A 26,286-nucleotide genomic window follows, 5' to 3' on the forward strand; every position below is an offset into this window, starting at 1 on the left:
AACATCACCCGCAGCCGCCTCGGACGCCTCACCCGCCAAGGCTTCCTCACCCAACCCGGACGAGGCCGCTACCAGAAACGGACTTAACGTCCACTGAGGGCAGCATCCCTGGCCTGCTGGAGATCCATCTGCCGGCCAAGCAGGACCTGGTCGACCTGATCACCACCACGGTCACTCACCACCTCCTGGACTACGACTGGTCGGACTCCATCGCCCGCACCGGCGTCCAGGAGCCGCTGACGTGTATGGCCTTGCGCGTGCACTACGCCGACGGCACCAGTGAGGTCTTCGTCGTTGCCATCGACGGGCAGTCCCGGTTGACGTCCGCCTGGCGCAACGTCCTAGGCATCGGCGACAAGAAGCTGACCGCCGCCACGGCGCCCTCGTACGCCGAGAAGATCGTGGGACGCATGTTCGCCCACGACGCCGTGGCCGCGTCCCGCAAGGCCGTCAACGGGGCACTGAACGCCGCCCGCGCGAGCTCCTGGACCGCCAACGAGCTGGAAACCCTGCACTCCCGCCTCGCCCCTGTCGACCTCGTGGTCGGCACCTACACCCGACTCGGCGAGCCCTGCGAGGCCACCACCTGGTTCACCGAGCATCTCACCCAGATCCACCTGCGCCCCCGGCACTGGAGCGGCGGAAGCGACCAGGAGAAGGCGGTCGCTGATGCCCTGCTCGCCGCCGTCCACGCCGGGAAGATCACACCGCCCCTCGCCAGCGCCCTGTCGGGACGTCTGCACGGCCTGGACTTCACCCACGCCACCGGCCTGCCCCACCACCCCGCCTTCGCCCGCGCCCTGCTCTTCGAGACGGTGCTCTCCGCTGACGCTGGCGCGCTCATCCGCTCTGCCATCGCCGAGGGCCTCTCGCTCGACCCCAGCAGCAAGGACTTCCCCGCGAAGCTCCTCAAGACCACGGCGATCTTCTCCACCCGCTACCTGCGCTCCGACTCCAAGACGGTCTTCCCGAACATGGTGCACACCTGGGACAACGGCGGTTCGATCATCCGCACGATGTGGAACCGCCTGGCCAAGGGAGCGGACGCCTTCACCCTGACCCGGCTGCGGGACGACCAGGGCGACGACCCGTACAAGAGTGCCTCCGACCTCGTCGAGCAGCTGCGGCGGCGAGCCGAGGACGACGTCCCCGGCGCCCGGGACGAACTCGCCGTACTCGGCGGGGACGCCCTCACCGTCGCCGAGGCCCTGGGTCGCGACCGCGGGTCCAAGGAAGATCTGGTCTCCGAGGAGCCCGTGAACGGCAAGACCCCCTACCGCTCCCGGCCGCCCGGCATCGTCGCGGCGCTCATCGAGACCCCGGCCGGCCGCCTTCTCCTCGGGGCGGCCCTCAGCAGCTGGGTCGACCAAGTCCCAGGTCACCCCGCGGACTACTCCCGTCAGTTCACTGTCCCCGAAATCACCACCACCCCGGACGGCACCCCTGCCATCGCCACCACCCACGGAAACCCCAGGCGGGCAACCGAGTGGCACGTCTTCGAGCTCGCCTGGCCAGGACTCCCGGCCCCGCGCCGCGCGGTAATCGAGGGGCGGCGCGACGCGGCGCGGCAGGCGGGGGGTGCGGGTGGCAAGAGCCAGCCGAAGGCCGCGTCCATCAATGCCCTGCAGACCGCGGTCGGGCGGCTGGAGCAGACCATCACGTCTATCCTGACGAGCCCCAGTCAGCCGAAGTTCGCGGACGGTGCGCAGCAGGAGGCACTGCAGAAGCTGCTGTTCAAAGCCAGCCTGGACATCGGCAAGATCCCCGTCGTGGTGCCCGCCAGCCGGAACCCTTACCCCGACTTCGTCCCCGAGAACGGCGAGGCCCCCGACGGGCCGACTCCCGACAGCAGCGCCCTCTACGCCCTCCCCGAGGACGGCAGCTGATGAGCGCGGGATGGACCCTCGGTCCCGACCTGGCCGCGGACGTCGCCGCCATCCCCGGCCAGCGTCTGGCCACGCCGCCCGAGACCCTTCGGGCGTGCGTCTACCCGCTACGCGAGGCCAACGGAATTTGGACCTTCCGCCACCTCCCGCCCTGGCCGACGGCGCTCTACGTTGCCCTGGACGACTGCTACCGCAGCCTCTACACCGGCAAGGTGCAGCGTGGCACGGCCGAGCGGCCCGACATGAACGCCGTCCGGGACCGCACCCGCGAGCACTACCGTGACAACCAGCCCCCCGAGGTCCGCCACACCTGGCACCACCTGTGGGTCATCCCGATCGAGCAGGGTGTTCCCGCTCGCCGGTGCCGCAGTCGAAGCGCTGCCACTCACCGTCCAGGTACTGCACCATGACCGGCCAGTCGTCGGGATCGGCCGGTCCGGTCAGCCAGTGGAAGGTCAGCTCCTGCTCGGAGGTCCCCCATATGAGCACGCCGCCGGGCGCGGGGTGGACCGGGTACGGCCGGTACAGGTCGGCGTACCGCGCCATGTCCTGGCCCCAGGAGACCAGGTCCGTGCCCAGAGCACCCGGCACCAGCAGGTCCAGGTACTCGTCGAAGCTGCCCGCGCCGAAGGCGTCGACGATGTCCTTGTAGTCACCGGGCAGCGCGGTGCCCAGCGCTGCCTCCGTCGCGGCCCAGTCGACGCCGCACCGATCGGGCTCGGTCCGCCCGGTGGCCTCCCGCAGCAACGTCACCCACCCGATACCGGGCGGGCGGGTGAACGCGCGCCGGGCGAGGATCACGACGCGGCGCGGGCCATCGGCGGTGGCCGTCACGCCGTATCCGAACCAGTGCTCGGCCAGCACCCACCCGCGCAGCTCCAGCAGCCCGCCCTTCCCGCCGAGGGGGAGCCCGCCCTCCCCGCCCACCGGCGGACCGTCGGGCACCTCTGCCGCCCTGCCCCCGACGACCCAGGCGCGTACCGGCAGACCCGCCCCGTCAACCACGTCCGCAGCGACGCGCTCCAGCTCGGCCAGATCCTCCGCGTCACTGGGCACACAGACATGCCCTGCCCCATGAAGGGGCAGCGGGCAGTGCAATTCGGGCGCGCGCCAGGCGTCGTTCAGACGGGCGCGCAGAGCTGAGGCGTCCATGCGGCCAAGTGAACAGCACGGCACTGACATTGAGTCTTTTCAACCTGCACAAGCAGTACGCCGTTGGGCTGAGCTTGACTCTGATCGCCGACCGGTACACGCGGGTGGCACCGCCTGGAAAGTCGACGATTCAGAGTGAGGACAGCCGAAGCGTCAATCGGGGATCGGGTCAGACCCCCGAGCGGTGCCGCCCCATCCTCACAGTCGGGGATCTTGGATGGTCGGGCTCAGGTGCCCAGGGTGCGCCAGGATTTTGGCCTGGAGATCCCGCATTGGTCGAGGTAGCTCTGGAAGGCTGTCGGTCGTCGGGAAGGGGGTGCCTTCTCGGTTGGTGGGAGACCGCTGAGGCGCTCGATGTTGACGGCGATGGCCGTCAGGACATGCTGGACGTGGGCTTTGCTCTGTCCTCGGTAGCGGCAGCGGCGCATGCCGTGTCCGTGGGCGAACTCGTTGACCGTGCCCTCCACTCCGGAGCGGACCGCATAGCGGGCCTTCCACTCGGGCGTCTGCTGCTCGGCACGGACGCGGAGTTGCAGGTCGCGGAGCTCGCGCGGGGGAAAGCCCACGGTGCGGGCGCTGTCGGCGGTGCTGGTGCACTGGGTGCGGGCCGGGCAGGGGCGGCACTGGCTCTTGGTGAACCTGGCCACGATCAGCGGGGCCGCGGTGGGCGAGGAGGCCGGACAGGGGCCGTGCCGGCCCGCGCTGATCTGGCCCTGGGGACAAGTGACCTGCTGACGATCGAAGTCGATGTGGAAGTCGTCCCGGGCGAAGCCCTCGCCTCGGCGGTGCCGGCGGGTGGGGTTGCTCTTCAGCGGCCCACAGACGGTGACCTGGTGTTCACGGGCGGCTTGTTCCAGGTGAGGCAGGAAGGTGTAGCCGGCGTCGACCAGGTGCTCCGCGGGCAGCAGCCCGCGGCGGGACAGGCGGGTGTGGATGCCGGGCAGGACCTGGCTGTCGTGGGTGGTGGACGCGGTGGTGGCCACGTCAGTGATCACGTCGGGCCCGTCGGACGTGCAGGTCTCGGTCAGATGGGCGGCGAACCCCTTCCATCTGATGATGTGCCCGTGCCGTGCGTAGCGGGCCGAGGTGTCGTAGGGCGAGACGACCGCCCGAAACGAAAGCGGTAGCCCGGGCCCGCCTTCCTTCTCGGCGGTGCGCCGGCGCAGGCGTCCTGCGGCGTCACGCTGGTAGTTCTGCACCATGATCTGGCGCAGGGCCTGGACGCGGGGACCGCACGTGCGGTGCGCTCCGTGCCGGTAGAGATGTTCCAGGAGCCGGACGCCGTCGCCGAGTTCGACTATCAGGGCGAGGTCCCTCACCGGATGCGGTGGGCACTGGCCCGGCGCAGCATCAGCAAGCCCGACGAGATCGCCTACTACTTCGCCTACGCACCCCTGCAGGTCACCGTCCAGGAGCTGGTGCGGGTCGCCGGGGCACGCTGGGCGATCGAGGAGTGCTTCCAGGCCGCGAAGAACGAGTGTGGCTTGGATCAGTACGAGGTCCGCCGCTACGTGGGCTGGTATCAGCACATCACTCTGGCCATGCTTGCTCACGCCTTCCTGGCCGTCACGGCACACCGGCCCTGGAAAAAGGGGGTGGAACAGGTGAGACACCCGGGCTCATCGGGCTCACAGTGGCGGAGGTTCGGCGACTCCTGGCAGCTTGTCGTGCCCCCGCACCTGAGCGGACACCGCGGACGACACCACGCGCTGAGCTGGTCGAACCGGCGCCGCCAACGCCAAGCAGTCGCCCGCCGCTGTCACTACCTGCGGCGTTGTCGCACGATCGATGGGCGGTCTCCGTGAGACCGCCCCCGCACGATCGAAGTCCCGCTACACTCCCGCCACCAGGCGAAAGACCAGGTCAGGTGGAAAAATCCTGCTGGAGTACTAGTAGGCGCGCACCAGGTCGACGCGGGTATGGACCTCAGCGGAGCAGGAGGATCGAGGTCTCCGGTGCAGCGGCGCGCGAGCCGGCGATGCCCGTCACGGTCTTGGACGCCTCGCCGACCGTCAGTCCGTCCTTGACCAAGCAGGTTGCGGTGGCCACGGCGAGGAGCATGGGCAGGCCCCGGTCGAGCAGGCCCGTATGCCCGGTCTCGCGGGCGGCGGCCCGCTTGGCGTGGCCGGCGAGCAGCATCTCGGTCAGCTCGACGGTCGTGGACGTCTCGAACCACCACCGGGCGTAGCCGCCGGCGGCCACCCGAGCCCACGGCTCGGGGTCGTGCTCGTGGACCGCCCCCAGCGGCTGGAAGCCGTCCCACCGCTCGGCCAGCCGCACCAGGTGGGTCGTCTTGCCCACGTTGTCAGGGCCGTTGAGGCTGACGAAGTCCGGGACCTGCGCCATCGTTCACGCCTCGCGGATCGGGGTGTCGAGGACGGAGACGATCGCGTCCGTGTTGGCGGCGATGAAGTCGGCGAGCTCCGGTGGCATCAGGTTCAGCTCGTGGACGGCCTCGGCGGTGAACGGCACGCGGACCACCTCGTACCCGCCCCGTTCCGGCTTGGCGAACTCCGCCCCCGTCCGCGCGGCCAGGTCCATCGACTCCAGGCGCGCGGCGAAGATGTGCTGGACGCCGACGCCGCCCTCCAGCTCGTCGGTGATCAGGTGGACGAGCTCGGCGCGCTCCAGCTTGCCGCCCAGCTCCTCGAACACCTCGCGGTGCAGGGCCGCCTCGATGGTCGCATCGTCCGCCTCGACCCCTCCGCCGACCGACACCCAGTACGGCTCCCTGCCCGGCTTGGTGCGCTTGATCAGGACGAGCTCGTCGCCGTCGAGGAGGATCGCGCGGGCGTTGCGCTTGACGATGTCGGTCATGCAGTTTGCTCCTTCTGGTGGTGATACAGGAGAGAACGGGCGGAGGGCCGCTTGGTGGCGGCGGGCACCTCCCCGGCTCGGTGGACCCAGCATGGCGGAAGCCGCTGGTGGGGTGTGACGGACGGGTGCTGCAGCAATGCCGCACCACTGCTGAACAAGGCTGGCTACGCTCGGCGTTTCGGCGTTCCACCGGGTGACGGACAGGGGGTACGACGGTGGCCACGGTGCAGCGATGGTCCGGTCGGGAAGCCCGGTTGTTACGCGACGCCCTGCGCATGAGCCTGCGGGACTTCGCCGCCTGCCTGGGTGTCAGCGACCGGACCGTGTCGAACTGGGAGGGCGGCGAGGCGAGTTACCAGCCGCGTGCTGAATCTCAGGCCGTCCTCGATATTGCACTCGGCCGCGCGCCGGACGACGCGAAGGCCCGATTCGCGGCGGCGCTGGGGACGAACGGCGCTGCGCCGCCCGTCACAGGCCGGATCGAAGTCGACTCCCACACGTTCCTTCCGGTCTTCATCGGCGTCGAGCGCGCCGGCCGGCTTTGCGCACACATGACATCGAGCGCGGACGACCAGTGGCTGGAGTTCTCCTCAGCCCGCGTGGACCACCCCGAGGCGCAGGACTGCGTGCTGCACATCTTCGCGTGCGGGGTAGCCGTCTTCCACCTCTTCCAGCCACACGAACCCACCGCGCTCACCGAACTCGCCCTCTGGCGCTACCGCTTCTACGCCTCCGACCTGCCCTGGGCACGAGACAAGCTACGCGACCTCCTGGACGAGGACCACGCTCGCGTCCCCAACCCCGAGTATGTCCTCTCTGTACCGGCTCACCTCCGGCCCGTGGGCCGGAACCGCCTACGACACTGCCCTGCGCCTGCTGTCCACGCCGTCGGTCCTGGCCGACCGCGGCGCCCCGGGCGGACCCGCGCCCCTGGACGGCACGGTCGAGAATCGTTTCTCGGCACAGGCTTCGACCACCCGGACATCGTGTCCTTCGGCGTACGGGGAGTCTCCACCGCCTACGCCGGCTGGTCCGGCATCGCGTACGCCTCCCACTCCCGCGAGCGCAGCCTCACCATCGACGAGCTGGTCACCTGTGAACTGACCGTCCAGGCCCTGTGGTGCTTCACCCGCCAGATCCAACAGATGATCGAAAATGGCCAGGACCCCTCCATGCCCGACCAGTACAGCTGGCGCTTCTTGCGCGCCGCCTACTCCCGGCTCACCACCGCCCGCGCCCAGGAGACCGCACAGCACGTCCTGATGCAGGAGGCCATTTTGACATCCTCCCCGTCCTAAAGGACGGGGCTTCCCGTCTGGCTGCCGGTGGTGGCCGGCTGGGCCTTCGGGTGGGTTCCCCGTTCAACGGGCCGTGCCCGGGATGGGATTGCCACCCCGGGTCTGACCAGCCCTCCAGGGGCGTTTCGTCTCTCCGCCTGCCCGGCGGCGAGGATCACGCGCGACGCATCGAGGTCACGATCATGCTCGGTACCGCAGCCCTCGCAGCGTCAGATGCGTACGTGCAGCGGCTTCTTCCCGTCCACGATCCAGCAGACCGAGCAGGTCTGCGAGGAAGGCAGCCAGCGGGAGACCACGCCGATGTGCCGGCCGTGGCGGGGCGCCTTCTCCTCCAGTACGCGGCGGAACATGCCCCAGGCGGCGTCGTGCACCGACGTGGCCAGGCGGGTGCGGGCAAGACCGGAAACGGCCAGGTCCTCGAGGTAGACCGCTTGATTGTCGCGGATCAGCCTCGAAGCCCTCTGGTGGCACCAGTCCCTGCGCGCGTCGGCCACCCGGGTATGAGCACGGGCGACCTTCAGCCGGGCCCTGGCCCGGTTCTTCGCCCCCTTCGTCTTCCGGCTCAGCGCCTGCTGCGCTTTCCGCAGCCGACGTTCGGCGCGCCGCAGGAAGCGGGGATTGTCGATCACCTGCCCGTTCGACAGCACGGCGTAGTGCGCAAGGCCCAGGTCGATGCCGACCTCGGCATCGACGGCCGACAGCGTTTCGGGTTCGGCATCGACCACGAAGCTGGCGAAGTACCGGCCCGAGGTGTCCTTGACCACTGTCACCGACGACGGCACGGAGGGCAGTGTGCGGGACCAGCGGCCGCGGACGTCCCCGATCTTCGCGAGGTACAGTCTTCCGTTGTCCCGCAGCCGGAACCCGTTCCTGGAGAAGCGGACGGCCTGTCGGCTGTCCTTCTTCGACTTGAACCTCGGAAGGCCCATACGGCGCCCTGGGCGCTTGCCCGACACCGATGCGAAGAAGTTCGCGTATGCCGTATCGAGATCACGAAAAGAGGACTGCAGGGCGTCCACGGACACCTCGGCGAGCCAGGCACGCTCGGGCGTCTTCTTCGCGTCGGTAATCACCCGCTTGGCCAGAGCGCCCGTCGCGCTCCGCGACCTGTCCGCCCGGTACGCGGCCTTCCTTGCGGCCAGCGCATCATTGTAGACCACCCGGGCGCAGCCGAACGTACGGGCCAGCGCGATGCGCTGACCCGGCGTCGGCTCGATCCGGAAGGAATACCGCAGATACACACGAGCAACCTAACGCCCACCACTGACAACGCCGTCCCGCACCGGGGGCGAACCGGATCTCCCTGCCCTGCTCCGCAGGAGCTTCGTTTCCTCCCCGGCCTGAAGGCCGGGGTATCCACCAAGGAGACCCGATGAATAACAGCGGACTGGCTGAACGGCTGCGCGCAGCACAGGGACGCTCTACGCGAGAGCGTCGACTGAGGACACGGGGCAGGAGAGACAGCGGATGGATATCGGCAGCGCCGCGCTGGTCATGATCGACATGCAGAACGGCTTCGTGAACCACCACAGCCGCCACGCCGTGCCAGCGGTCTCCGACCTGGTCGCGCAGTGGTCCGCCGCCGACCGACCCGTGATCTTCACTCGCTACGTGGATGACGCGGTCGTGCACTGCGTCAGCGAGCGCCAGGCCGGAAGGCTGGTCGAGGCGATCGGGAACCGGATGGAAGAGGTCGGGCTGCGTCTGCATCCCGACAAGACCCGGATCGTCTACTGCAAGGACGCGAACCGACGCGGCTCGTATGAGCACACGGCGTTCACGTTCCTGGGGTTCACGTTCCGCGCTCGCGCGGCACGCAGCAAGCATGGGGTGACATTCCCGTGCTTTCTGCCTGCGATCAGCAAGGAGGCCCTGAAGAGGCTCAGTTCCGAATTGCGCAGGTGGCGGATCCACCGGCGCACGGGCCACACCTTCGCTCAACTCGCACGGATCATCAACCCGATCGTGCGAGGGTGGATGCAGTACTACGGAGCGTTCTATCACTCCACGCTGAAACCCCTCCTGCGGCGCATCAACGCCTACCTGATGCGCTGGATCCGCAGAAAGTACAAGCGGCTGGCCGGGTTCAAGAAAGCCAAGGACTGTTTCCAGGGGATCACCAAGCGATACCCGGGAATGTTCGCGCATTGGCGTCTGTGCCGTAATTTCTGGTGATCAGGGTGACAAGAGCCGTGTAACGGGAGACTGTTACGCACGGTTCTGTGGGAGCCGGAGGGTGAGATTCCCTCCGGCTACCCGACCCGCACCACTTCGTGTTCAGCGTGTCGGCGGTGAAGTCGCGCATCATCAGGTCCGGGGCCGGCGGTGCCGTCTTGTCCGCGATCGTCGTCCGCCTGGTGCGGCGCAGGTGGCGCCCGACGATGTGGTGGATGCGCATCAGCCGTGTCACGCGTTTGCGGTTGATCTTCCGTCCTCGGGCCCTCAGCTCGGCGTGGACGCGCGGGGCGCCGTAAGCACCTCGGTGCTCGGCGTGAATGGCACGGATCTCGGCGACTGCAGCCGCCTCGCGGGCCTGGCGTTCGACGCGGCCCTCCTCGGTGGCCTGGTGCCGGTAGCAGCCGGAGCGGGAGACCCCCAGGACCCGGCACAGCCGCTTGACGCCGAAGTCGGTGCGGTGGTCGGAGATGAAGTCCCAGCGGCGGGTCCTCACTTCACCTCCCTGGCAAAATACGCGGCCGCCCGGCGCAGGATCTCGCGCTCCAACTGCCACTCCTTCTCAGCCTTCAGCAGCCTGGCGTTCTCGGCCCGCAGCCGGGCTGGCTCATCAGCCTGACTCTCCGGGCCACTCCCGCCCCGGACGGCCGACCCGTTCGCCCCAGTGTCCTTGCGGACCCATGTGCGCAGTGTCTCCCCGGTGATCCCGAGCTCGGCGGCCACGGCCGCGTACGTGCGCTTGCCGCCGCCCGCGCGATACGACGCGACGGCGTCTCTCCGGAACTCCTCCGGGTATGGAGACTGGCGTCCCACCTGGACATCCCTCCCTGGACCATCAAGATCCATTGTCAGGGTGTCCACTCCAAGGGATCAGCCTCAATCGGTGATCTCGCCCTCCAGGGCGGACTCCAGCACTCGCTTGGTCAGCTGCTGCAGCAGCCCTCCCTCCCCGGTCAGCTGCAGCCCGTCAAAACGGGCACGGTCGACCAGCATCGAGATCAGCTGCTCGTCCGACACCGCCTCCGCAGCCGACTCAACGGCCGGCTCCTGAACGGCCTCGTGGTCGGTGATGGTTTCGCTCATTTCAGGCGTCTCCTTGATCATCGGATCCGCCGTCTACTGAACACTCCCCGCCGGTACAGGCCCCCGGACGGCAATCCGCCTCCGGGGGCTTCTGTCGGCGGGCCCGGGTGCGGGGCGTGGCTGCGCCGGGTGGGGGTGATCACCTGGTGGCCGTGCGGGACGGCGAGGACGTGGAGCGTGCCTGCGAGGACGGTGAGTTGTTCGTCGCTCTGTGCGGGAGACGCTGTTTCGGTGGCGTGGGCGTGGGCGTGGGCGTGGCAGGAGCGGCAGGTGTAGGGGGTCCGGGGCCGGGGCTGCGGGGTGGGTAGCGGGCCCGGTGGCACAGGGTCGGGCATGGCGGCTGGCGTCCCTTCACTGCTCGGGCCCGGGCCGATGCTCGCAAGTTCTGTACCAGGCATGGCAAGGTCGTCCTCTGCCCGAGTTCAAGCGGTTCGTCCGGGACCGCCCGGACAGACTGTGGGGTCCAGAGCGGATCTGCCGCACCCTGCGCAGACATTTCCCCGGCCGTCCGGAGTCCCCCGTCGTCCACGAGACGGTCTACCGGGCGCTCTGCAGCCGGGGTCAGGGTGAGCTGTGCAAAGAGTCTTCGCGGCATCGTGGGCAGGCGGTTCCGGCGCAGTCACCGCAGCGCGGAGTGGCGGTGCCGCGGGCCGTACGCTCGTGTCGTACGGCCCGCGGCGGTTCTGCCTGGGAATCCCTGCGTGGATGTATGTCTGCCCCCGGGGTGGGCAGGCCGTCAGGTGGCCTTGCCGGGTTCTCCGGCGAGCTGGGTGATGGTGAAGTGGACGAACTCGGCGGGGCGTACGGGTGCGACGCCGATGTCGCAGATGACTTTCCCGGCGTCGATGGTCTCGGGTTTGTTGTTGGTGTTGTCGCAGATCACGTAGAACGCCTCGTCGGGTGTGCGGCCCATGAGCGCGCCCTGTCGCCACTGGTCCGTGAGGAACGAGGTGACCGAGTGCCGCAGCGTCGCCCACAGCCGCTCGTCGTTGGGCTCGAAGACGGCCCAGGTCGTGGACTCGCGGACGGAGTCCGAGAGGAAGGACACCACGCGGCGGACGTTGAGGTAGCGCCAGTCGCGAGCGGACGACCTGGTGCGGGCCCCCCACACGAGCAGGCCCCTGTCCGGGAAGCGGCGCAGGCAGTTGACGCCCTTTACGTTCAGTTCGCCGTGCTGTTCGTCGGTGAGGGTGGTCGCGAGTTCGGTGACACCGCGCAGGACCTGGTTCGCGGGGGCCCTGAAGACGCCTCGCTCGGCGTCGGTGCGGGCCCAGACTCCCGCAAGGTGGCCGCTCGGCGGCACCGTGCGCGCGGAGGCGTCGACCCCTGGCACCGTGATCCACGGGTAGTAGAGGGTGGTGAAGGCCGCAGCGTCGGAGTCGGGCGCGTCGAGGCTGTCGGCGAATGCCTTCGCCTGGTCCGGGTCAAGGCCGGGCGGCGGGTCGAGGATCGCCAGCCGGTCGCCCTGCTCGGTGCAGTGCTTTGCCACTGCGGCCATCCTGCTGATGCCCTCGGCCTCGTCGGGCGCGGCTTGGGAGGCAGTGGCGTTTGTGGTCATGTCCCAGAGGCTGGGCACGGCGACCATCGCGACGTCGTGAACGGCCTCCAGGCCGGCGAGGCCCGTACGGGCCCCCGCGTCTCCCTTGAGGTCCTGGACGGAAACGGCCTTCTGCGGGCTGGTGAAGCCCACCACGTAACAGCTTGCTCCGCCGTTGGCGAAGAACCCGTATACGGCTTCGGCCAGGGGCAGACACCGTTCCAGCGCGCGCTTCGCGACCGGGTCGGTCGCCTCCGCGATCTCCTCGGCGATTTCCTTCACGCCGTAGCCGGACGCGAACTCCTGCCAGCTCCGAATGAGCGTCGGGACCTGGCGCTCGGCCTCTGTCAACCCTGCTGCGGCATCCATGTCAGGGGCCTTTGTGTAACCGAGGAACGCCGGGATCGACGTACCCACCCCGACGATCTGGCGCACTCCGCTGGGGACTTCCTTCACGTAGACCCCTGGTGCCTGCACGCTGGACATCTGCGCTCCTTACGGTGAGAGGCGGCTGTGCGCCGATGAGTTGCCTCGCCGCTTCGGTGGCCCTCACGGCCGCGCTGCTGACGAGTGGGTAAACGTGGTAAACCGCCATTGACGGCGCAAATAGCAAATATATGCGTATCCCTCGCGATATCTCTCCGAACCCTGCCCGGTAGAACCGGCAAACCAATCTTCCGAGTGAACAACCCAAGCCTGCGAATAAGGCGGCCCGTGCCCAACAAGCTTGGCGGCGGGAGGCGTGCGGAGCAGGGGGAGGTCAGGTCGCGTACGGCGTCCTCCAGTTGCTGGTCGGTCAGGGGCGGGGCGGTGCGGCTGCGGTGCAGGGCGAGGGTGGTCGCGGTGGCGGTGCGGCTGCGGTTGTAGGTGACGGCCTCGCCCGGGGTGGTCTCCGTGCCGAGTGCTTCACGGGCGGTGGGCGGCAGGGCGGCGGTCCCCGCGCTCAGGGGACGTGCGGGCAGGATCGGACGGGCCGGTCGCAGGGCGCGGCGCAGGGCTCGCAGCATGACAACTCCTGAAGGCCGGGGTCGGGGGCGGTGGGGCGGGGGCGGGCCGGTCGGTGGCACGCCCCGCTCACTCATTAATAATAGTTGGATATCCTGAGATGTGAACCCGTCCCTGACCCGCCGTTTCACTCCTGCGGTCCGGGGCGCGCCCCGGCCGGCCCGCCCGTCCGTCCCGTCTTCTTCGGGACGGACGGGGGGAGGGCTCCAGCGCATCTGGTCGGCGGCCGGGGAGACGCCGGCGGGCACGGTCCCCGAAAAGCGCCGCTCGCCCGGCTCGTCGTCCTGCGCGTGGGCGTCGGTCCATTCCTGGGCGGCCTCCTCGGCGCCGAGGGTGCGCAGGAGGGCGGCGAGGGTGTCGACCTCGGTGCAGCCGAGAGCGGCGGCGACGCCGGCGCGGTCACGGTGCCGGTGAACGCGCCGGTGAACGCGTCGGCGACGTCGCCGGGGATGCTGACGCTGCCGGTCGTCACGGCACGGGCGAACGCGGCCGGCACCGTGACCGTCTCGCCGGGGCGGCCGGATGCCTTGGTCTGCGCCCGGTCTCCCCAGGGCCCGGCGGTGACGCCGGCGCGCCGCCCGGCCGGACGCCGGCCCCCTGCCTGGTGGCCGGCGTCCGGTGGGGCTGTTCGTCGGTGCGGGCGCCGGGGAGCGCGGCGGCCACCGCCTGGGCGACGGCACGCCGGGCACGGGCCTCCGCCTGCGGAGCAGGGGGCCGGACGGGTGTGGTGGTCCGGGAGGTCTTCAGCAGCTCGGGGCGGTGGTCGTCGGACCGGTACAGCAGCAGCGTGCCGCCCTCACCGTCGACAAGCTGCTGCCCTGTACGGTCCACGTATCCGGTGACCGGGGCGGTGTGCCGGTGAGCGCCCGGCTCGCGCGCGACGGTCTCGGCGAAGGCATGGAACTGTTCCGGCGTGGTCAGTTCGTGCGGCATGGGGGCTGCTCCTTCGGAGCCGGCTGTCCTGTCGGCGGGCTGAGGAGATCTTCGAGGAGAACACCCGGCCGCCGGCCAACCCGCTTGTCTCCGCGGACGACGTCGAGGACCTGGACGGCTGGACCCTGCACCGGCTCCGCCGCAGCGCCCTGACCCACGACGCCGAGGACGGCGCCTCCACCCCCCCTGCTGCTCGCGCGCGCTCGGCACGCTTCCGTCCGTTCCCTGGAGCGGTACGCGCGTCCAGGCGTCGACGCGGTGGCCCGGCACGTCGCCGAGCGCGACCCTGCCGCCCGTCGCCGAGGCTGAACAGCACGCCCCGAGGGGGCCCGTCTGGTCCTGGCAGGGCCGGGACCGATAGTGTGTAAAGAACGCGTCAAGAGATGCGGGGTGTGCCGGGAAGTCTGGTCGGCGTCAAGGGGCCCGTGTGCCCACACGTCGATGCCCCGGAGGTCTCCCGTGCCTGCTGCCCCGCGTGAGCGTTCCGTCTTCCTCGCTCTGCTGCCCTGGCCGGAGCGCGTGCAGGTGGCCCGGGCCCTGCGCACGGAGACGGTCGGCGGGCTGGTACTGCTGGCAGCGGCCGTGGTGGCGCTGGTGTGGGCGAACACCCCGTTCGGCAGCGCCTACGAGTCCATACGCGGCTTCCACTTCGGCATACCCGCGCTCGGTCTGGACCTGTCGGTGGGGCACTGGACCGCAGACGGACTGCTGACCGTCTTCTTTCTGGTCGCCGGGATCGAGCTGAAACGCGAACTGGTCGTCGGCGAGCTGCGGACCCCCGCAACCGCCGCGCTGCCGGTGGTCGCCGCCGTGTGCGGTATGGCGGTGCCGGCCGCCCTCTACCTGGCCACCACCGGCATCGGCGGCGGCTCCCGGGCAGGGTGGGCGGTGCCGATGGCCACCGACATCGCCTTCGCGCTCGCCGTCCTCGCGGTGCTCTCCACCCACCTGCCCTCCGCCCTGAGGGCTTTTCTGCTGACCCTGGCCGTGGTCGACGACCTCGGCGCCATCCTGGTGATCGCCGTGTTCTTCACCGCCGACCTGAACCCGCTGGCGCTGGGTGGGGCGCTGGTGGGGCTGGTGGTTTTCTACCTGCTCCAAAGGTTCAGGGTGCGCGGCTGGTGGTGGTACGTGCCGCTCGGGGTGGCGATCTGGGCCCTGATGTACAACGGCGGGGTGCACGCCACGGTGGCCGGCGTGGCGATGGGCCTGATCCTGCGCACCATCCGCGACCAGGGAGAGAAGGCGTCGCCCGGGGAGCGGACGGAGCATCTGCTGCGGCCGTTCTCAGCCGGTGTGGCTGTTCCCCTGTTCGCCCTGTTCGCCGCCGGGGTGAGCATCTCGGCCGCCTCGCTCGGCGAGGTGTTCACCCGCCCCGAACCGCTGGGCGTCGTGCTCGGCCTGGTCCTGGGCAAGACGGTGGGAATCTTTACCGGCACCTATTTGGCGGCCCGGTTCACCCGAGCGCGGCTGAACCCGGACCTGGCCTGGGCGGACGTGCTCGCCCTGGCGGTGCTGGCCGGGATCGGCTTCACCGTCGCCCTCCTGATCGGCGAACTCGCCTTTCCCGACCCGGCCGACGCCGAGCACATCAAGGCCGCCGTCCTGCTCGGCTCCCTCATCGCTGCCGCCGCGGCCGCGCTGCTGATCAAGCGCCGCAACGGGATCTACCGCCGTCTGCGGGAGGCCGAGACACGAGATGACGACGCCGACGGCGTCCCGGACATCTACCAGCAGGCCAGCCCCGGGCACGGCCGTGCCGGCAGCGGAAACTGAAGGGAGGCCCCTCATGCGTGCACGGGATCTCGCCGAGCCCTACCCCTTCGTGACCACCGACGACGCGATCGACGCGGCCCGGATCCTGGCCGACATCGAACGCGACCGCAACGGCGTGACGCTGCTCGGCACCGTCACCGCCGCCCGCCTCATGCAGCACTTCCTCCAGGCGGCAGCGTGAGCAGCGCCACCGGCGTGCTGCCGGTGGCCGTCGTGATTGCCGCACTGGTGATCAAAACCGCGATCGGCGAGCTGCGCAGGCCGGGCAGCGCCCGGCGGCAGTGGCAGTTCGCATCCGACCGCCGTGCCCTGGCCGCCGGCACCGCCGCTGCCGTCGCCACCGTCCTGCTCGGCTGGCCGCACGCCAAAGGCGCTGCCAACGCCTGGGCATTCCTCATCGGAGCGCTCACCGCCCACCTGGTGCACCAGGCAGCCCGCCGCCCCTGACCCCTCCATGCCCGCCCACCGATAAGGAACCCCGTGCCCGAACGACGCATCGGCACTCGGCGCCGCACTCACAGCGGCCGGGACCACCCTTACATCCTGCCAGGACCCGGATTCCCCGTCCTGGTCACCGGCCTTGCCGTGCTGACAACCGGCCTGGTCACGGCTGCCGCCAGCCGCCATGGCTGACCCCACCGAGCCCCGACCCGACGACAGGAGTTCCTGCACCCGTGACCTGGCACTGGACCGGCCTCGCCGTCTTCTCCCTCACCCTGCTCCCGGCCGGGCTGGCCCTGCTGACCGGCTGGACACCGCACCGCCTGCACGCCCGTCTGGCGCCGGCACGCCCGCGTGGCTGGGCGCTGCTCTGCCTGTGGGCCGCAGTCCTTCTCAACACGATCCCGCGCCTTGCCGGCGCCCCATCCGCGATCACTCTGGCAGCAACTGCTGTCGCCGGCGTGGTAGCGGTTGCCGGATGCGCTCTGGCGGTCGGCGCGACCCTTCGGGCCTCGAAGGCGGCGTCGTGACGGACATGCGCTGCCGGTGGCGCTTCGTCTGGCCGGTCAGCCGGTGAAGGGTTCCAGTGCGAAGCGGCCGATCGCCACGAAGGCGGTCAGGGTGAGGTAGCCCCCGTCACCCAGCGCGGCTTTGGTCTCGCCACGGCGGATCCGCATAATCGTGGCGCCGGTCATGATCAGCGTCAGGCTGCCGGCCGCCAGCGGTACCAGTATCGGCGCGATGCCGAGCAAGGCGGGCAGGATCAGTCCCGCGGCACCGAGGATCTCGAGTGCTCCGATGGCCTTGAGGGTGCCGGGGTTGAAGTCGAGGACCCAGCGCGCGGCGTCGGCCATCGCGGCCATCTTCTCCCGTGGGACGAACAGCTTCCCGAAGCCGGAGAACAGGTAGACGGCGGTCAGCAGGCCGGTGACGACCCACAGTGCGGTGTTCATGAGTGTTGTCCTTGGCGCAGTGTCTGGGGGTGGCGGCCGCGGGCGGACCTGGGGTCGTCCCGGGTCCGCCCGCAAGTTTGAGGGGGATGTCCGCGTCAGCCGAACTGGCCGGGCTGGTACTCGCCGCCGGGCGTCCGGGTGATCACGTTCAGCCGGTTGAAGGCGTTGATCACGCAGATCAGGGCCACCAGGGCCATCAGCTGGTCCTCGTCGAAGTGCTTCGCCGCGTTCGCCCACGCCTCATCGGTGACGCCGCTGGAGTCGGCGAGGCGGGTGCCCTGCTCGGTGAGTTCCAGCGCCGCCCGCTCCGCCTCGGTGTAGACGGTGGTCTCCCGCCATGCCCCGACCAGGTTGATCCGCACCGCGCTCTCGCCGGCGGCCGCGGCGTCCTTGGTGTGCATGTCGAGGCAGCCGCCGCAGCCGTTGATCTGGCTGGCGCGGATCTTCACCAGTTCCTGCACCGCCTTCGGCAGCGCCGAGTCGGTGATGGCCTTGTTCGACGAGATGATGTGCTTGGCCCACTTCGATCCGACCTCATTGCGCATGGGGTTGATCCGGGTTTCCATCGCGGTCTCCTTCGTCTTCCGGGTGCTTGCACCACTACGACGAAGCCCCCCGCCAGGACGTAACAACCCCATGCGCTCGAGTGCGTTACTCGGGTCGTGCGGGAAGGCCCATGGCGTCGAGGCGCTTGCGGTCGCTCACGGTCAGGAGCTCGACGATCCGGCCGTCGGTCACGGTGCATGCCACCACGCCGAGCACCTTGCCCTTCGCGCCCCAGGCCACGAACCCGGGCTCGCCGTTGACCAGGACCGGGAGCACCGAGGTCATCGACCGGATGCCCCGCAGGACCGGACCGGCGACCTCGGCCGCCCCGACCGTGGTCATCACGCCCTGCGGATGGAACGTGCGCCAGGTCACCTTCGGATCCAGCAGCCGTACGAGCCCTTCGAAGTCCCCGTTCCGCGCTGCGGCAAGAAATGCCTCGACCACTGCGCGCTGCCGCCGCGGCTCCTCCTCCGGCAGCGGTGTTGCCTGCACCTTCCGGCGGGCCCGGCTGGCGAGCATCTTGGTCGCGTCGGTGGACCGGCCGATGATCTCGCCGATCTCTGCGAAGGGCACCGCGAACATGTCATGCAGTACGAACGCCAGCCGCTCGGTGGGCGTGAGGGTGTCGAGTACGACCAGCAGTGCCAGCCCGACCGATTCGGCGAGCATCGCGTCGTCCTCGGGCGCCGCCCCGCCGTCCACGGTCACCACCAGCTCGGGCAGGCGGTCGTCGTACGACAGCTCGGCCCGGGTCTTGCGCGAGCGCAGCACGTCGATGCAGACCCGGCCGACCACCGTGGTCAGCCAGCCGGCCAGGTTGTCGATCGCCGCCGCGTCCTGTCGCGCCAGCCGGATCCACGCCTCCTGCACCGCGTCCTCGGCGTCCCCCCGCGACCCGAGCATCCGGTGGGCGACCGCCACCAGTCGCTCACGCTGCTCTTCGAAGGCTCCCGCCAGCACTTCGTTCGGACCTGAACCGGTCATGTCGTTACCTTCCTTGCGCGAACTCCGTCATGATCATGACGGGCCCGAAGGCGCCGAGGTAACCGTTCGGTGTGAACCCCGGTGGAAGGACAGCGGCGGCGACCGGTGATCAACAGCCACGAGGTGATGTTGAAGCCTTGAGTGCCCGGGTTCGCCTACGGGCCGCTGGGTCACGCTCGGTGACGTACTGGGCGACCGCTTCGACGCCGGGCCGTGCATACCGTTCCGGGGACCGCACGGACGCGTGCCGTGAGCGGGCCGGCAGCAGGGGCGTGGACGTGCCCCGAGAGCGCCCACGCCGTCGCGGGCGTCGGCTCCTTCTCCGTCTACCCGAGTTCACCGAGACGGAGGGCATCCCTTATCTCGCTGAGCTTCGCGGTCGTGGCCGGGGTCCGCTTCTGCGCTTGTTCAGCGAGTCGGAGGGCGTCGTCAATCTCGCTGAGCTTCACGGAGGACAGGACGGCCGCCCGCTCTATCAGGTCGTCCCGGGACACAGTGGTCAGCCACGTGCACGGGGTGAAGCCTGGACGCGGGAACGCGAGCCGCAGCACGCCTTCGAACGGCAGTCCTTCACCGGCACCGACCGTCACTTCGATGCCCAGACCGCTGATGTCGACGCCCGCCGGAGCGACGACCTGCATCACCCGGATCCCGGACGTGTCGTCTCCCGACAGCAGTACGACCAACCTCCGCTCGTCGAACTGGACGGCCCGACCCGCGAGGTCAAACTGCGCTCCGATCACCGTCGCACCCTGGGCCGGCAGCGCACCGCCATCGCCAACAAGCTGCGCTGGTTCCTGCACGAGATCGACCCCGAGTTGGTCGTTCCTTCACGTGGCCTGAAGCGCCTGTGCGTCCTGGAGACCCTGCAAGCGGAGCTCACCGTCCGAAGCGGAGTGGTTGCGGAGATCGCGCTGGATCTGGTCCAGGAGTGCCGACGTCTGACCCTGCGTATCAACACGATGGAGGCCCAGCTGCGCCGCATGGTGCGCGAGCTGGCTCCGAACCTTCTGAGTGGACGTTAAGTCCGATCTTTCTCGGTTCGTGATCGCTCGATCGTGGGACTGATCGCCGTACGAGCCGGCCGTTCGTCATGCGCATGCTGGGATGCGGGTATGGACCGAAGACCGTATCCGAGCGACTTATCGGACGTGCAGTGGGCGTTGATCGAGCCGATGATCACGGCCTGGAAGCAGGCGAGGGTGGCACGGTCAGCGACGGGTGATCCCGGGGCCTGCGATCTGCGGGAGGTCGTGAACGCGATCTTCTACCAGAACCGGACGGGCTGTCAGTGGCGCTACCTGCCCCATGACCTTCCCGCCTGGTCGGCGGTGTTCTACTACTTCACGCTGTGGCGTCGGGACGGTCTTGACCAGCGGATCTCCGAACTCCTGCGCTGCCAGGTCCGTGAGAGAGCCCGGCGATTAGAGGACCCGTCCCTCGTGATCATCGACACCCAGTCCGTGCGCGCGGCCGCGGGTGTCCCGAAGACCACGACGGGGCTGGACGCCAACAAGAAGGTCTCGGGCCGCAAGCGGGGACTGGCCGTCGACGTGCTGGGGCTGATCATCGGCGTCGTCGTGCTTGCCGCATCCGCCCACGACAACACCGCCGGCACCGCTCTGCTCGACCAGGCCGCCGAGCGGTGCGGGATGCGTCTGGAGAAGGCACTGGTGGATCAGGGCTTCAAGGACGAGGTCCTCATCCACGGTGCCCTGCTGGACATCGACGTCGAAGTCGTCCGCCGCAACCCGGCCGACCAGGGCAAAGGCTTCGTCCCGCAACCGAAGAGGTGGATCGTGGAGCAGGTCAACGGCACGCTGATGCTGCACCGCCGACTGGCCCGCGAGTACGATCATCGGCCCGACACCTCCACCTCACGCGTCTACTGGGCCTCCATCGCGAACATGACCCGCCGCCTCACCACACCCGCTCCGGCCTGGCGCGACACCCTCGGGCTGGCCGCGTGAACGTCATCGAGCTCCTGGCCGACCTCCAGGCCCAGCACGACGAGACCACAGCCCGGGCCGGTGAACTGCGCGACCAGATCCAGCACTTGACCGCCACCCTGGCCGAGACCGAAGCGCGACTCGCGGACCTGGCCACCACCCGCAAGGTCATCGCCGAACTCGCACCGGCTGGAGACCAACCCGCACCACCCGAGACGAACACCGCCTACCAGGCCATCGTGAACACCTTCAACCAGCATCCCGATCAAGAGTTCCGAGCCCGTGAGCTGCACGAACTCCTCGGCATGCCCACCGACGAGGCATCCGTCAACATCACCCGCAGCCGCCTCGGACGCCTCACCCGCCAAGGCTTCCTCACCCAACCCGGACGAGGCCGCTACCAGAAACGGACTTAACGTCCACTGAGGGTGCCCGGATGCGGCGTTTTGTCGGCGGCGATGATCCTCGGGGAGACGGCCGGGGCCGCCCGCTTCAAGTCGAAGGACGCGTTCGCCCGGTTCAACGGCACCGCACCGATTCCCGTGTGGTCCTCCAACACGGTTCGCGTCCGCCTCAACCGGGGAGGCAACCGCACCATCAATAACGCCCTGCACATGGCCGCGGTCACACAAATCCGCCAGGACGGCCTCGGTGCCGCGTACTACGCCAAACAGCTCGCCGCGGGAAAGACCGTGAAGGAGGCACTGCGGCTCCTTCGGCGCCGCATCTCCGACCGGTTCTTTCGAGCCCTGCTGGCCGACGAGGCCGCACGCGACGACCAGCAGATCGTCCAGGAGCCGACGCCAGCTGCTTGACATAGAAGCATCGCCGAGCTCGACCGGCCACACACACGCTCGTAGCGTTCATCGACGAGCACAAGGACCGCTTCGGCGGCGTCGGGCCGATCTGCCGGGTCCTGACCGACCACGACTGCCAGATCGCCCCGTCCACCTACTACGCCCACCACAAACGCCAGGCCACACCTGCGGCCCGCACTCTGCGGGACACCGAGCTGAAGATCCTGATCCGGGAGGCGTACGACGCCAACTACCGTGTCTACGGCGCCAGGAAGATCTGGCGGCACCTGAACCGGCAGAACGTTGTGATGGCCCGCTGCACCGTCGAACGCCTCATGCGTGACCTCGGCATCACGGAGCGGTCCGCGGCAAGAAGGTGATCACCACGATCCCCGATGCGAGTGCTCAGCGGGCCCCGGACCTGGTGGACCGTGACTTCGTCTCCCCGGCCCCGAACCGCTGCCGGGTCGCCGATTTCACCCACGTCACCACGTTCGCCGGCGTCGTCTGCGTCACCTTCGTCGTGGACACCTTCTCCCGCCGCATCGTCGGCTGGTCGGCAGCCACCTCGAAGGAGACACGCCTCGTCCTGGACGCCCTGGAGATGGCTCTGTGGCAACGCGACCGCGACCAACACCCCCATCAGAAAGGCGAGTTGATACATCACAGCGATGCCGGGTCGCAGTACACGTCGTTCGCGCTCGCCGAACACCTCGACCGGGCCGGCATCGCCGCGTCGATCGGATCGGTCGGCGACGCCTACGACAACTCCCTGGTGGAGTCCACGATCGGACTCTTCAGAACCGAGCTGATCAAGCCTCAACGGCCCTGGAAGACGCTCTCCGAGGTCGAGCTGGCCACCGCCGAGTGGGTCGACTGGTACTGCCACCGCCGACTCCACGGTGAGATCGGGCACATCCCACCCGCCGAATACGAGACCAACTACTACCGCGAAACCGCAAAACACCAGGTCACAGTCAAGATCTAGAGTCTCGATCGAACCCGGAACGGTTCATTCACACCGTCGGGCATAAAAGAGCCACGAGACGTGCTCGACCAGCTCATGAGGGACGTCGAGCGTGGCACGATACGGGACCAAGCGAGGCTCCTCGGACGATGCGTGGTGCGTAGAGAACACCACCGCAACGACCAGGAGCCTCGTCTCGTCACCCCACCCCGCCGACCTGCGCCTTCACCACTGCAGGACAGGATGAAAACGGTTCACTGACCCCAGTCACGCGCTTTGGGCCGTGCTGCCCGACGGCAGCAGATCCCGGCAGTCCGCGGTTCGCTGTGCTGGGCATCGCCTGGGCACAAAAGTGGCAGGACGATCCCGCCCGACGCCTTGCAGGACCGTACGACGAGGCCTTCGGCGAGTGATCCGTCACGGGCAGGCCCTGTGCCAGGCACAGAGGGCACTACAGGAAGCGGTCCAGCAGCGTGTCCAGTCCGGTGGCCAGAGCGTCGGCGCCGCCCTGTTTGGCCAGGGCGGGGGTGGTCGTGCGGAGCCTTGGCAGCTCCTGGGAGGACATGCGGTAAAGACCGAGCCGGAATGCGGGGTCTGGTTCGCTGGGGTTGTCCACCATGGTCTGCAGTTCCACCGACACGTATCCAAGGACCCAGGCCGTGAAGGCGCGCCATATCCGGGCGGAGTGCACCGGGCCGTATCCGGCGTTCTGGAGCAGGGCGAGTACGCGCTCGTGATTCCTGAGGACGGGCGGGGGCCTGCGGGCCAGCGGCACTCGTGTCATGCGGCTGAAGATGAGCAGCGTCCCCTCGGGGTGGTCGAGGCACACCTGGTAGGTGACGAGTGCAATCCGGTGCAGTTCGGCCCGCAACGCTGGACCGGGGGCGGCCGCCGGCCGCGGGGCCGGGGCGAGACGGTTCTCCAGTTCCAGATAGAGGGCCTCTGCCACACCGTCCAGCAGCGCGTTCTTGCCGGGCGCATAGCGGTACAACGACATGGCCTCCACGCCGAGTTCGGCGCCCAGACGGCGCATGGTCAACGCCGCCGGTCCTTCCCGGTCGACCAGGTCCAGAGCCGCGGCGAGCACCCGCTCGCGGGTCAGACGCCCCTGACGGCCGTCCTCGGCGTCGCCCGTTCCCGGACCGTGCGTCATCAACTGCCTCCTCACTTCGCGGAGGGTGCCGCACCCGGCGTCACGGTGTGTTGAGTTCGCCCCACACGACGAACCGGTGGACGTAGGTCCCGTCCCAGCCGCGGTCCGTGCAGGTGATCAGGGTGATGCGTGCCTTGTCGGGCCGGGCTTGCGGCCGGCCCGGCACAGGAGCGACAACACCGACGTCCGACGGCTCGACGACCTTGGTCCGGGTGACCCGGTAGGTGTACGTCCTCCCATCCTGCTCGACTTTCAGCGCGTCCCCTTTGCGCAGGTCAGGAAGACGGTGGAAAGGCTGCCCCCATCCGGTCCGGTGGCCTGCAACGGCGAAGTTCCCCTTCTGGCCCGGCCCGACGGTTCCCGGGAAGTGCCCAGGGCCCTTGCGCAGGTCCCCAGGGGAAACGCCCTCGACGACCACCGGGGCGAAGTCCGGGCCGAAGCGGGGCACGCGCAGCACCGCGAACGCCTCTCCGGCGCGAGGGGCGGGCCGCTGCGGCCGGTCCCCCGCCGCGGCGGGGGACGACTGCCCGAGTTCGTGCCGGAGCGACTGCTGCGCGCGGCCGTACGCGCCGTCCGCCTGCTTGTCCCGTAGCAGCGCGAAGCCCCCCAGGGCCAGACCCGTGACGATCAGGCCGATGCCCAGCAGGCGGATCACACGTCTCATGGTGCGGCTCCCGGGTCTGCGGTGGGGTCGCCGTCGCGGCCCCGCCTCGGCGCTGTGTCAGCAGTCGTCGTCGGCTTTGCGGGGGATCAGCCGCAGCGCGGCGCAGCCCGCCGAGATCAGGACGAACGCGATGATCCAGAACCAGACGCTGCCGGGTCCTCCGGTGACCGGCAGCAGACCTGCTCCTCCGGCTCCGCCCGCTGTCGTGCCAGTGCTTATGTAATTTGCCATGGCTCTTTCCTTCCTCGGTTCACCAATTGCGGTTCCTGCGCAACGCGGCGTCTGCAAGTGCACGGATGTGGACCCCCTGCAGGAACAAGTCGTAGAACCACTCCGGAATGACCAGCATTGAGGCAGTCGTCGCCCGCCAGCCCCGGGACCTGACGGTGATGGCCCGCTCGACGGCGTAGAAGGCCGTGAAGGCGATCCAGAACGGGGCAATGCGTATCCCGGCTCCCGCGGCGAGGAACCAGATGACGGAACCCACATAGACGGTCGACACCGACGCCCCGAGAAAGGCGACGAGCTGGCGGACCCAGCCTTCCGCGGTGTAGCGGGTGAGGCCGTAGTCGAGCAGGTTCTCCAGCGCGCCCCGCTTCCAGCGCAGCCGCTGCCTGGCGAGGGACCCCCACGTCTCCATGACCTCGGTGGTCATGGTCGCGCGGGACGGTGCCACGATGCGGTAGCGGAGGTGCTTGAGTGCCAGGGTGAGTTCGTTGTCCTCCGTGAGGGCCTTGGTGTCGTAGACCCCGTCGGCGGCGGGCAGCCGGCCTGTCCTGCGAGCCCTGAGCACGTCTTTCAGGGCTCCGGCCCTAAACAGGCACGCGGTACCCGTCAGACACAGCACCTTGCCCCGTTTGCGGGCGGTGTCCCGGGCGTACCGGGCGTACTCATTGCGCTGGAAGGCCCCGCACAGCCGGCCGCCGGTCCGGCCCCGGAAGTTCCCGCCGACAGCACCGTAGCCCTGGGCCATCTTCCGGCGGGTCACTTCGATGAAGTGGGGATCGAGGTAGGTGTCGGCGTCCTGGACGAGGACCGCATCCTCGTCGGTGAGCAACGGCAGCAGGCGCTCGAGCGCCCCGCTGAGATTGCCGGCCTTCTTGTACCCGTTGTCCACCGAGTGCCAGACCTCGGCACCCGCCGCGCGGGCGATCCGCTCCAGCTCCACCGTCCGCCGGGGTTCCTTGTGCGGATCGAGCGTCACGATGACGCGCTCGGCGCGGTACGTCTGCCGGTGCAGCGCCTGCAGCACCTGGGGAAGCGAATCCACCTCCCGGTAGGCCGGAACCAGCACGACCACGTGGGGAGGTTCCTGAGCGGACATCTCATTCATGGCGTGCTCCGCGGACGGGACCTTGCTTCCTATGTCCGTAAGCTTACGCTGTAAGCGTATATGTGCAACTTACAGGCCAGATGCTCGTTTCATGTTCCGTATCCAGAGCCGACTCCGGCCTCCTTTCCCTGACCGCAGCCGTAAAAGTAGTGGTCAGGGCCTTGTGGTCGTGATCTTCATCGGTCAGCGGCGGACGGCGTTGGCCTTGTCGAGGTGTCCGCACACCGTCTAGTGCCGCATCAAGCAACGTTCGCCCTGTTCACGACCCTGCGCAGGTGTTCGTCGGCGGCGTGCTTGTTCCGCCAGATGATGTAGCGGCGGATCATGCTGCCCTGCTCCTTGTGACTGGCGTGATCGGTGCCGTCGAGAGCGAAGTAGCGCAGGGCGGTGAACTGAGCCTCGATCCGGTTCAGCCAAGAGCTGCTGGTCGGCGTGTAGGCGATCTCCACGTTGTTCGCCGCCGCCCACGTCCCGACCCGCTGACACCGCTTCGTCGTCAGGTGCGGTGAGTAGTTGTCGCAGACAATCGCGATGCGTTTGTCGACCGGGTGCAGTGAGCGCAGGTAGCGGCAGAACTCCAGGAACTTCGACCTGTTCTTGGTCTTCTTGACGTGCCCGTAGAGCTGGTCCTTGGCGAGGTCGTAGGCGGCGAACAGGTGCCGGACCCCGTGCGGGCGTGTGCAGGTCGCCCGGCGTCGGGGCCTCGGATCGCGGTCGGGGTCCTTGTGTCTGCCGCCGCGTTCGGCCCAATGCCGGCCGGGGTGGGGCTGCAGGTTGAGCGGCCCGAACTCATCCATGCAGAAGACGACTTCGGGCTCGCCTTTCTCGGCTGTG

Annotated in this window: 29 protein-coding genes and 4 pseudogenes; 14 read left to right on the forward strand and 19 right to left on the reverse strand. The window is 69.1% G+C overall.

Annotated elements, in window-relative coordinates; genetic code table 11:
* Window positions 1–245 precede the first annotated feature (245 nt).
* A complete protein-coding gene (locus tag ACIQGV_RS39910; protein ID WP_402504502.1) occupies window positions 246–1,886 on the forward strand; it encodes a hypothetical protein in 1,641 nt (546 codons plus the stop codon).
* A gap of 327 nt (window positions 1,887–2,213) precedes the next feature.
* Here ACIQGV_RS39910 and ACIQGV_RS39915 read toward each other — a convergent pair whose 3' ends face one another.
* Together ACIQGV_RS39915 and ACIQGV_RS39920 are read right to left on the reverse strand one after the other, a co-directional pair.
* Entirely contained in the window at window positions 2,214–3,038 is an 825-nt protein-coding gene (locus ACIQGV_RS39915; protein ID WP_402504504.1) for a hypothetical protein, read from the reverse strand.
* 227 nt (window positions 3,039–3,265) lie between these two features.
* On the reverse strand, window positions 3,266–4,240 hold the full coding sequence (locus tag ACIQGV_RS39920; protein WP_402504506.1) for a transposase: 975 nt from the start codon (window positions 4,238–4,240) through the stop codon (window positions 3,266–3,268).
* A 117-nt stretch (window positions 4,241–4,357) separates the two neighbouring features.
* On the opposite strand from ACIQGV_RS39920, the pseudogene ACIQGV_RS39925 reads away from it, so the two are divergent.
* Window positions 4,358–4,609 (forward strand): annotated as a pseudogene (locus ACIQGV_RS39925) (IS701 family transposase); the annotation flags it as partial.
* A 355-nt stretch (window positions 4,610–4,964) separates the two neighbouring features.
* On the opposite strand, the gene ACIQGV_RS39930 reads toward ACIQGV_RS39925, so the two are convergent.
* Both ACIQGV_RS39930 and ACIQGV_RS39935 read right to left on the reverse strand, forming a co-directional pair.
* The gene (locus ACIQGV_RS39930) at window positions 4,965–5,384 is read right to left on the reverse strand and encodes a hypothetical protein (RefSeq protein ID WP_402504509.1); all 420 of its coding nucleotides are present in this window, start codon (window positions 5,382–5,384) and stop codon (window positions 4,965–4,967) included.
* A gap of 3 nt (window positions 5,385–5,387) precedes the next feature.
* On the reverse strand, window positions 5,388–5,855 hold the full coding sequence (locus ACIQGV_RS39935; protein ID WP_402504511.1) for an NUDIX domain-containing protein: 468 nt from the start codon (window positions 5,853–5,855) through the stop codon (window positions 5,388–5,390).
* A gap of 215 nt (window positions 5,856–6,070) precedes the next feature.
* Here ACIQGV_RS39935 and ACIQGV_RS39940 point away from each other — a divergent pair, with 215 nt between their 5' ends.
* Window positions 6,071–7,153 (forward strand): helix-turn-helix domain-containing protein, encoded by a 1,083-nt coding sequence (locus tag ACIQGV_RS39940; RefSeq protein WP_402504514.1) that lies wholly within the window; start codon window positions 6,071–6,073, stop codon window positions 7,151–7,153.
* A gap of 209 nt (window positions 7,154–7,362) precedes the next feature.
* Here ACIQGV_RS39940 and ACIQGV_RS39945 read toward each other — a convergent pair whose 3' ends face one another.
* Complete coding sequence (locus ACIQGV_RS39945; protein ID WP_402504517.1) at window positions 7,363–8,394, reverse strand: RNA-guided endonuclease InsQ/TnpB family protein; 1,032 nt, start codon at window positions 8,392–8,394, stop codon at window positions 7,363–7,365.
* A gap of 226 nt (window positions 8,395–8,620) precedes the next feature.
* Here ACIQGV_RS39945 and ACIQGV_RS39950 point away from each other — a divergent pair, with 226 nt between their 5' ends.
* Window positions 8,621–9,328 (forward strand): isochorismatase family protein, encoded by a 708-nt coding sequence (locus ACIQGV_RS39950; RefSeq protein WP_402504519.1) that lies wholly within the window; start codon window positions 8,621–8,623, stop codon window positions 9,326–9,328.
* Between the two features lie 85 nt (window positions 9,329–9,413).
* On the opposite strand, the pseudogene ACIQGV_RS39955 reads toward ACIQGV_RS39950, so the two are convergent.
* From ACIQGV_RS39955 to ACIQGV_RS39970, 4 genes and pseudogenes are all read right to left on the reverse strand, one after another.
* Window positions 9,414–10,141, reverse strand: a pseudogene (locus tag ACIQGV_RS39955) (IS3 family transposase); the annotation flags it as partial.
* 66 nt (window positions 10,142–10,207) lie between these two features.
* A pseudogene (locus tag ACIQGV_RS39960) lies at window positions 10,208–10,411 on the reverse strand (IS256 family transposase); the annotation flags it as partial.
* Between the two features lie 736 nt (window positions 10,412–11,147).
* Window positions 11,148–12,434 carry a phage tail sheath family protein gene (locus ACIQGV_RS39965; RefSeq protein WP_402504521.1) on the reverse strand — a complete coding sequence of 429 codons (1,287 nt, stop codon included), beginning with the start codon at window positions 12,432–12,434 and terminating at the stop codon, window positions 11,148–11,150.
* 987 nt (window positions 12,435–13,421) lie between these two features.
* Complete coding sequence (locus ACIQGV_RS39970) at window positions 13,422–13,886, reverse strand: hypothetical protein (protein WP_402504524.1); 465 nt, start codon at window positions 13,884–13,886, stop codon at window positions 13,422–13,424.
* A gap of 441 nt (window positions 13,887–14,327) precedes the next feature.
* Between ACIQGV_RS39970 and nhaA the strand changes: the two genes are divergently transcribed.
* The 4 genes from nhaA to ACIQGV_RS39990 all read left to right on the forward strand — a co-directional run bounded on the left by nhaA (window position 14,328) and on the right by ACIQGV_RS39990 (window position 16,633).
* The gene (nhaA, locus tag ACIQGV_RS39975) at window positions 14,328–15,662 is read left to right on the forward strand and encodes a Na+/H+ antiporter NhaA (RefSeq protein ID WP_402504526.1); all 1,335 of its coding nucleotides are present in this window, start codon (window positions 14,328–14,330) and stop codon (window positions 15,660–15,662) included.
* A 13-nt stretch (window positions 15,663–15,675) separates the two neighbouring features.
* Window positions 15,676–15,843, forward strand: a complete 168-nt coding sequence (locus ACIQGV_RS39980) for a hypothetical protein (protein WP_402504529.1) — start codon at window positions 15,676–15,678, stop codon at window positions 15,841–15,843.
* Window positions 15,840–16,109 (forward strand): hypothetical protein, encoded by a 270-nt coding sequence (locus ACIQGV_RS39985; RefSeq protein ID WP_402504531.1) that lies wholly within the window; start codon window positions 15,840–15,842, stop codon window positions 16,107–16,109. Before ACIQGV_RS39980 ends, ACIQGV_RS39985 begins: the two co-directional genes overlap by 4 nt.
* A gap of 227 nt (window positions 16,110–16,336) precedes the next feature.
* Entirely contained in the window at window positions 16,337–16,633 is a 297-nt protein-coding gene (locus ACIQGV_RS39990) for a hypothetical protein (RefSeq protein ID WP_402504533.1), read from the forward strand.
* Window positions 16,634–16,669: 36 nt separating this feature from the next.
* Here the strand turns inward: ACIQGV_RS39990 and ACIQGV_RS39995 are convergent, their stop codons facing one another.
* The 4 genes from ACIQGV_RS39995 to ACIQGV_RS40010 form a co-directional block, all read right to left on the reverse strand.
* On the reverse strand, window positions 16,670–17,056 hold the full coding sequence (locus ACIQGV_RS39995) for a DoxX family protein (protein WP_402504536.1): 387 nt from the start codon (window positions 17,054–17,056) through the stop codon (window positions 16,670–16,672).
* 95 nt (window positions 17,057–17,151) lie between these two features.
* On the reverse strand, window positions 17,152–17,622 hold the full coding sequence (locus tag ACIQGV_RS40000; protein ID WP_402504539.1) for a carboxymuconolactone decarboxylase family protein: 471 nt from the start codon (window positions 17,620–17,622) through the stop codon (window positions 17,152–17,154).
* A gap of 85 nt (window positions 17,623–17,707) precedes the next feature.
* Entirely contained in the window at window positions 17,708–18,589 is an 882-nt protein-coding gene (locus ACIQGV_RS40005; RefSeq protein WP_402504542.1) for a sigma-70 family RNA polymerase sigma factor, read from the reverse strand.
* 326 nt (window positions 18,590–18,915) lie between these two features.
* Window positions 18,916–19,329: a type II toxin-antitoxin system PemK/MazF family toxin gene (locus ACIQGV_RS40010; protein ID WP_402504569.1), complete on the reverse strand. Its 414-nt coding sequence runs from the start codon at window positions 19,327–19,329 to the stop codon at window positions 18,916–18,918.
* Window positions 19,330–19,407: 78 nt separating this feature from the next.
* On the opposite strand from ACIQGV_RS40010, the gene ACIQGV_RS40015 reads away from it, so the two are divergent.
* From ACIQGV_RS40015 to ACIQGV_RS40040, 6 genes are all read left to right on the forward strand, one after another.
* A complete protein-coding gene (locus ACIQGV_RS40015) occupies window positions 19,408–19,614 on the forward strand; it encodes a hypothetical protein (protein WP_402504544.1) in 207 nt (68 codons plus the stop codon).
* Window positions 19,615–19,704: 90 nt separating this feature from the next.
* Window positions 19,705–20,559 (forward strand): IS5 family transposase, encoded by an 855-nt coding sequence (locus tag ACIQGV_RS40020; protein ID WP_402504547.1) that lies wholly within the window; start codon window positions 19,705–19,707, stop codon window positions 20,557–20,559.
* On the forward strand, window positions 20,556–20,954 hold the full coding sequence (locus tag ACIQGV_RS40025) for a hypothetical protein (RefSeq protein ID WP_402504549.1): 399 nt from the start codon (window positions 20,556–20,558) through the stop codon (window positions 20,952–20,954). Before ACIQGV_RS40020 ends, ACIQGV_RS40025 begins: the two co-directional genes overlap by 4 nt.
* A gap of 12 nt (window positions 20,955–20,966) precedes the next feature.
* Window positions 20,967–21,353 carry a transposase gene (locus ACIQGV_RS40030; protein WP_402504552.1) on the forward strand — a complete coding sequence of 129 codons (387 nt, stop codon included), beginning with the start codon at window positions 20,967–20,969 and terminating at the stop codon, window positions 21,351–21,353.
* A gap of 197 nt (window positions 21,354–21,550) precedes the next feature.
* The gene (locus ACIQGV_RS40035) at window positions 21,551–21,715 is read left to right on the forward strand and encodes an IS3 family transposase (protein ID WP_402504571.1); all 165 of its coding nucleotides are present in this window, start codon (window positions 21,551–21,553) and stop codon (window positions 21,713–21,715) included.
* Window positions 21,712–22,323 (forward strand): IS3 family transposase, encoded by a 612-nt coding sequence (locus ACIQGV_RS40040; RefSeq protein ID WP_402504555.1) that lies wholly within the window; start codon window positions 21,712–21,714, stop codon window positions 22,321–22,323. Before ACIQGV_RS40035 ends, ACIQGV_RS40040 begins: the two co-directional genes overlap by 4 nt.
* Before the next feature lie 33 nt (window positions 22,324–22,356).
* On the opposite strand, the pseudogene ACIQGV_RS40045 reads toward ACIQGV_RS40040, so the two are convergent.
* The 6 genes and pseudogenes from ACIQGV_RS40045 to ACIQGV_RS40070 all read right to left on the reverse strand — a co-directional run.
* Window positions 22,357–22,476 (reverse strand): annotated as a pseudogene (locus ACIQGV_RS40045) (IS5/IS1182 family transposase); the annotation flags it as partial.
* 277 nt (window positions 22,477–22,753) lie between these two features.
* Entirely contained in the window at window positions 22,754–23,455 is a 702-nt protein-coding gene (locus ACIQGV_RS40050; protein ID WP_402504557.1) for a TetR/AcrR family transcriptional regulator, read from the reverse strand.
* Between the two features lie 40 nt (window positions 23,456–23,495).
* Window positions 23,496–24,119: a class E sortase gene (locus ACIQGV_RS40055; protein WP_402504560.1), complete on the reverse strand. Its 624-nt coding sequence runs from the start codon at window positions 24,117–24,119 to the stop codon at window positions 23,496–23,498.
* A gap of 57 nt (window positions 24,120–24,176) precedes the next feature.
* Complete coding sequence (locus tag ACIQGV_RS40060) at window positions 24,177–24,350, reverse strand: hypothetical protein (RefSeq protein WP_402504562.1); 174 nt, start codon at window positions 24,348–24,350, stop codon at window positions 24,177–24,179.
* A gap of 19 nt (window positions 24,351–24,369) precedes the next feature.
* A complete protein-coding gene (locus ACIQGV_RS40065) occupies window positions 24,370–25,452 on the reverse strand; it encodes a glycosyltransferase (RefSeq protein WP_402504565.1) in 1,083 nt (360 codons plus the stop codon).
* Window positions 25,453–25,691: 239 nt separating this feature from the next.
* Window positions 25,692–26,286: transposase (locus ACIQGV_RS40070; RefSeq protein ID WP_402504567.1), on the reverse strand; the 595-nt coding region annotated here is incomplete at its 5' end.

It is taken from the genome of Streptomyces sp. NPDC093094, from assembly GCF_044754345.1.
Classification (GTDB): Bacteria; Actinomycetota; Actinomycetes; order Streptomycetales; family Streptomycetaceae; genus Streptomyces.